Source organism: Vibrio sp. OPT46, assembly GCF_015163535.1.
Taxonomy (GTDB): domain Bacteria; phylum Pseudomonadota; class Gammaproteobacteria; order Enterobacterales; family Vibrionaceae; genus Vibrio; species Vibrio alginolyticus.
The window spans coordinates 42,448-47,834 of the sequence record NZ_JADDYG010000898.1; the positions used below are offsets into that span (position 1 = coordinate 42,448).

5 protein-coding genes are annotated in these 5,387 nt (G+C 46.8%); 3 read left to right on the top strand and 2 right to left on the bottom strand.

The window, feature by feature from the left end; translation table 11 throughout:
• Window positions 1-766: glucodextranase DOMON-like domain-containing protein (locus IQR33_RS35045; protein WP_322631815.1), on the top strand; the 766-nt coding region annotated here is incomplete at its 5' end.
• Window positions 767-851: 85 nt separating this feature from the next.
• Here the strand turns inward: IQR33_RS35045 and IQR33_RS31640 are convergent.
• On the bottom strand, window positions 852-2,009 hold the full coding sequence (locus IQR33_RS31640) for a D-alanyl-D-alanine carboxypeptidase family protein (protein ID WP_021484077.1): 1,158 nt from the start codon (window positions 2,007-2,009) through the stop codon (window positions 852-854).
• Between the two features lie 210 nt (window positions 2,010-2,219).
• Here IQR33_RS31640 and IQR33_RS31645 point away from each other — a divergent pair, with 210 nt between their 5' ends.
• Together IQR33_RS31645 and IQR33_RS31650 are read left to right on the top strand one after the other, a co-directional pair.
• Entirely contained in the window at window positions 2,220-3,515 is a 1,296-nt protein-coding gene (locus IQR33_RS31645; protein WP_054576582.1) for an alpha/beta fold hydrolase, read from the top strand.
• 460 nt (window positions 3,516-3,975) lie between these two features.
• The gene (locus IQR33_RS31650) at window positions 3,976-4,956 is read left to right on the top strand and encodes a rhodanese-related sulfurtransferase (RefSeq protein ID WP_017634441.1); all 981 of its coding nucleotides are present in this window, start codon (window positions 3,976-3,978) and stop codon (window positions 4,954-4,956) included.
• Between the two features lie 68 nt (window positions 4,957-5,024).
• Here IQR33_RS31650 and IQR33_RS31655 read toward each other — a convergent pair whose 3' ends face one another.
• The gene (locus IQR33_RS31655; protein WP_017634442.1) at window positions 5,025-5,330 is read right to left on the bottom strand and encodes a DUF6482 family protein; all 306 of its coding nucleotides are present in this window, start codon (window positions 5,328-5,330) and stop codon (window positions 5,025-5,027) included.
• Between the last annotated feature and the right edge of the window lie 57 nt (window positions 5,331-5,387).

Below are 5,387 nucleotides of genomic sequence, written 5' to 3' on the forward strand. Positions count from 1 at the left end.
GCTGTCGACTCGTCATTTTGCGATTGGCGAGCAACAGCACCGCTTCGCGATTTATTCCACCGAGAAAAAAGCAGGCATCGAGGACGTGAATTTTGTCTCCAACCTAAGCTGGTCAAACACGCCGGACGACACCATTGATGACGCAGGCGATGCGCAAGATGGCATGGGCGGTCCTAACGGTAACTACTCGCTACCAACGGATCCAACGTTCGATAAAGATAACAGCCAACTCGCAATCAACAAAGCTGAGGTATTTACCGTCGGCAGTAACGTGCGCTTGACCTTCACTATGGACAAGATCACCGATACTTGGTTGCCACCAAACGGCTTTGACCACGTTGGTTTCACCATCTTCATTGATTTACCGGAAGAAGCGGCAACCAACCTAACGGAACTGCCTAAGATCAACGCTTCTATGCCAAGCGGAACATGGAGTCGCAATGCCGTGGTCTTCGGCTGGCAAAGTTCGATTTACAACACTCAAGGCGCAAACGCGACAACATGGGGTGAAGCGGTGACACCAGCACCAATGGTCACGGTAGACAAAGCCAACAACACCATTTCGATGGACTTTGCTAGCGATGCACTAGGCCGCCCAGATTCGCTCGATGGTATCCGCTTCTATGTCACGACTTGGGACTTAGACGGTCTTTCAGCAACTTACCGTCCGCTAGAGCAAGACAAAGGCCCTTGGAACTTCTCCGGTGGCGCATCGGATGAAAGTAAGATTTGGGACGATTTACCAATCATCACCTTGTCGGAATAAACCGTTAAATAAGACACCGCCCAGCGTTATAGCAGGGCGGTCATCAACAAAAGAATGCAGAAAGACACTTCTGCTCGTTTTTATTCTAGTTAAAGAACGATTTCACCCACAGCACCAGACTGTCCCAAAGCTGACCGAACCACGAGCCCTCTTCTACCGCTTGGCTGCTGACCAAGGGATAACTCGCCACGGTACTGTCATCGCTTTTCCAAACGACCTTACCAATCTCATCCCCTTGCGCTATCGGTGCAATCAATGGTTCATTTAACACCACACTCTTATCAAGCCCAGCCGTCATTGAACGAGGCAGAGTGAGATAGGCATCTTTAGCGAAGATCGCCTCAACTTGATTGGCATTACCCTTCCAAACGCGAACTTTAGACTCAACTTGGCCCTGCTTAGCAACTTGCTTGGTGTCATAAAAACGAAAACCATAGCTGAGTAGATTCTTCGATTGGCTGATCCGAGCCTGTTTACTTGGCGTGCCCATCACCACCGAGATAAGGCGCATTCTTCCTTCTTTGGCCGAGCTCACCAAGCTGTATCCGGCATTGCTGGTGTAGCCGGTTTTACCCCCGTCGACATCAATGGAATTGTCCCACAACAACTTATTGCGGTTGTACTGCGTAATGTCGTTCCACTTGAAGACTTTCTCGCTGTATAGCGCATACACATCGGGAACATCGCTGATGATCGACTGCATGAGTTTTGCCATATCGGTTGGTGAGGTTTGGATGCCATCACTATCAAGACCATGGGAGTTCACAAAATAGGTGTCTTGCAGTCCTAATTTCTCCGCCCAACCGTTCATCAAGGCGACAAAGCCGCGTTCACTGCCTGCAACGTGCTCAGCCAGTGCAACGCATGCGTCATTTCCTGATTGGATGATCACGCCGCGCATTAAGTTCGCAACGCTAATTTCATCTTTCGGTTTGATGAACATTTTAGAAGAACCGGGAAACTTGGCCGACCACGCGTTTTCACTCACGGTGACCACATCATCCCATTTCAAACGCCCCGCTTTGATTTCTTGTCCAACTACATAAGCGGTCATCAACTTGGTTAAACTCGCCGGAGCAAGGCCTGCTCGCCCGTTATGCTCGGCAATAATGGCACCGGATTGAAAGTCCATTAATACGTAGCCTTTTGCCTGTAACTGAGGTGGGTTGGGCGTAACAACGGCAAAAGTAGGTACGCTTATTAAACAAGTCACAATTGTCCATCGAGCCAGTGACACTTTCATCCGACTTCCTCCATGCTCTTACTTTGTCGCAACTCTATTGAGCATAGCTCACTCAACCAGTTGCACCAGTCGCTAATCGTTTCATTTTCTTGAACTTACATTGATTTGACCAAGGTATAGAACTGAAGAGGCAATTGGGAAATAGCATTGGTTCTTCGCGCCATTCGCAGTAAAGTAGCGCTACCCCTCAATAAGGAAATAAAGATAACAATGAACGCTCAATCATTTATCGACGCAGGATTGCATTACACTCCCCACAGTTTTACCGTTCCTCTGGATTACCAAGACGCAAGCAAAGGCACCATTGAAGTCTTCGCCCGTGCGGTTTGCCTAGTTGGCGATGAAGAATCGACCAAACCTTGGTTGGTTTACTTTCAGGGCGGGCCTGGCTTTCCTTCTCCACGTCAAAACGGCAATAACGGCTGGGTAAAACGCGCCCTGCAAGAGTACCGAGTTTTACTTCTCGACCAGCGCGGTACGGGCAACAGCAGCGTAATTAATCACCAGACGCTTGCTCACCTCACGCCAGAGCAACAAGCAGACTACTTGAGCCACTTCCGAGCGGATAACATCGTGCGCGACGCGGAATACATTCGTGAGCAATTTGGCGTCGAAAAATGGGCGATCTTAGGTCAAAGCTTTGGTGGTTTTTGCTCCCTCACCTATTTGTCTTTGTTCCCAGACAGCTTGCTACAAAGCTACATCACAGGTGGCGTGCCATCAGTCTCGCGTCATGCCGACGATGTGTATGAAGCCACTTTCAAACGCACCATGGAGAAAAACCAAGCGTTCTTCCAACAATTTCCCAATGCACAGCAACTTTGCCAAAACATTGCGAATCACTTGCTAGAAAATGAAGAGTACCTACCAAATGGTCAACGCTTCACGGTGGAACAATTTCAACAAATCGGCATCAACTTTGGTGTGAGTGATACTTTCTTACCAACTTACTATTGGCTAGAAAGCGCGTTGATTGAAGTGAACGGCAAACCACAACTTCGTTATGAGTTCTTAAACGATATGTTGGCGCAGCAAAACTTCCAAACCAACCCGATCTACGCCATTTTACATGAATCGATTTACTGCCAAAGCTTCGCGTCGAATTGGAGTGCGCACCGCGTTCGCCAAACCCGATCAGAGTTTAATTATGAATCTGGCAAGCCATTTTACTTCACGGGGGAAATGGTCTTCCCATGGATGTTCGACCAATACGTTAACCTCAAGCCACTAAAAGACACCGCAGAAATATTGGCAGCGAAAGAAGATTGGACTGCGCTGTACGATCAAACACAACTGGCTCAGAACAAAGTGCCTGTCAGTTGCGCCGTTTACGCCGATGATATGTTTGTTGAAATGGATATCAGCCGAGAGACGCTCGCGTTAATACCAAACTCAAAAGCGTGGATCACCAATGAGTATGAGCACAACGGTTTACGTGCCGACGGTGAACGTATTCTCGACAGGCTCATAGCCATGGGCAAACAGACCGCAGCTACGTTGAAATAAGCACGGCAGACGTTAGAAAAACGCCTTTTCAGTATGTGGTGAAAAGGCGTTTGTTTTATAGCGGTTTATGAACAATGGCGATCAGTCATTCACTCTTTGTCCCTAAACCTTTATCCCTCACCACCTCATGTATAAAACTGCGACATGTCCTTTCCTTGTCAATGACTCCGGTGATTACTTGGTGCTTCTTGCGCCTAACTTTTTTGAAGGGCCCAAAACAGCATAAATTTAAACCAAAAGTATCGGCTCCAACCTACCTAACCCACTATAATTAATGCTTATAATTTGAACACATAGCGGCTTCACCTGCGGACATGCTCCCCCTATCAAAGACCGCCAGGCCCCGCCTACTCATAATATCCGTATAATTTGTCCGTATTTCCGACTAGTTTAGTCAGGTATACTTCGTGCCGCTAAAATTTTAAGGTCGTTGACCACCTGTATTTTTAAAGGAAACCTCATGAGTCAGTATGTAGTTTGTGCGCTGTACAAGTTTGTTGAGCTGAATAACTATCAAGAGCTACGCGAGCCATTACTTGCGTTGATGGAAAAACACCATATTCGCGGAACATTACTACTGGCAAGTGAAGGTATCAACGGTACTGTTGCATCTGATCGTGCAGGTATTGATACGCTACTGGAGTGGCTAAACAACGAACCTCGTTTGACTGGCACCGTATACAAAGAGTCGTATTCTGAGACCCAGCCATTCAATCGCACCAAAGTGAAACTGAAAAAAGAGATCGTAACATTAGGTGTTGAAGGTATAGACCCTCGCCACGTAGTGGGTACTTACGTGAAACCTCAAGAGTGGAACGATCTTATTGCTGATCCTGAAGTGTTTGTTGTCGATACACGTAATGATTACGAAATCGAGATCGGGACATTCAAAGGCGCTGTAAACCCAAATACTGAAACCTTTCGTGAATTCCCAGACTATGTAAAAGAAAACATGGACCCGGCAAAACACAAGAAAGTTGCGATGTTCTGTACCGGTGGTATCCGCTGCGAAAAATCAACGGCTTACATGAAAGAACAGGGCTTTGATGAGGTCTACCACCTAGAAGGCGGCATTCTTAAATATCTTGAAGAAGTTCCTCAAGAAGAGAGCATGTGGGAAGGCGATTGTTACGTATTTGACGGGCGTGTTGCAGTGAACCACCAGCTAGAAAAAGCAGATTACGATTTATGTAACGCTTGTCGTCTACCGATCACTGAAGAAGACAAACAGTCAGAATTGTTCGAGCAAGGCGTGAGCTGTCCAAAATGTCACGGCACACACTCAGAAGAACAAATTGCTCGATTCCGCGAGCGTGAAAAACAAATTGTTCTTGCAGAGCAGCGAGGCGAGCAGCATGTTGGTGGTGAAAGTGCCAAGCAAAGAGAAGCCCGACGTGCCGCTAAGTACGCGCAAAAAGAAGCGCAGCGTAAACAAGACTAAGCCTAACTCTCCTTATATTTAGCGAGCTGCCGTAAGGTGGCTCGCTTTTACTGCGCACCAATACTCTTTCAATACAATTTTGTATCCCTCACCAATACCTCTAGTTGATTGTCTCTTTTACCTTCGGGTAGCCCCACCATTTCATCATAAGCACTTTGATGCACTAAAACCTGCTTATTTGCTTTGATATTCCTGCACTTCTTTTGCATCTCGATCAGGGAATGAGCCCTCAAAAAGATACCGTTGTCATCAGTGATAAATTGCGCTTCTCCATCAATCACGACAGATGCCTGGTACAATGCGAGATCAAGCGAATGAATGACCAATTTGTCTACATAGAAGTATTTTTGTAACTTACTCAATGCTATTGCCATGTGTCACCTCCCTAAAAGTTACCTCTACGTTTTGTGGAATAAAACCGATCATTGGAT

Bases quoted from the DNA above. Each gene is read 5' to 3' on its own strand.
- IQR33_RS31640 (WP_021484077.1), bottom strand. From the start codon at position 2,009: ATGAAAGTGTCACTGGCTCGATGGACAATTGTGACTTGTTTAATAAGC.
- IQR33_RS31645 (WP_054576582.1), top strand. From the start codon at position 2,220: ATGAACGCTCAATCATTTATCGACGCAGGATTGCATTACACTCCCCAC.
- IQR33_RS31650 (WP_017634441.1), top strand. From the start codon at position 3,976: ATGAGTCAGTATGTAGTTTGTGCGCTGTACAAGTTTGTTGAGCTGAAT.
- IQR33_RS31655 (WP_017634442.1), bottom strand. From the start codon at position 5,330: ATGGCAATAGCATTGAGTAAGTTACAAAAATACTTCTATGTAGACAAA.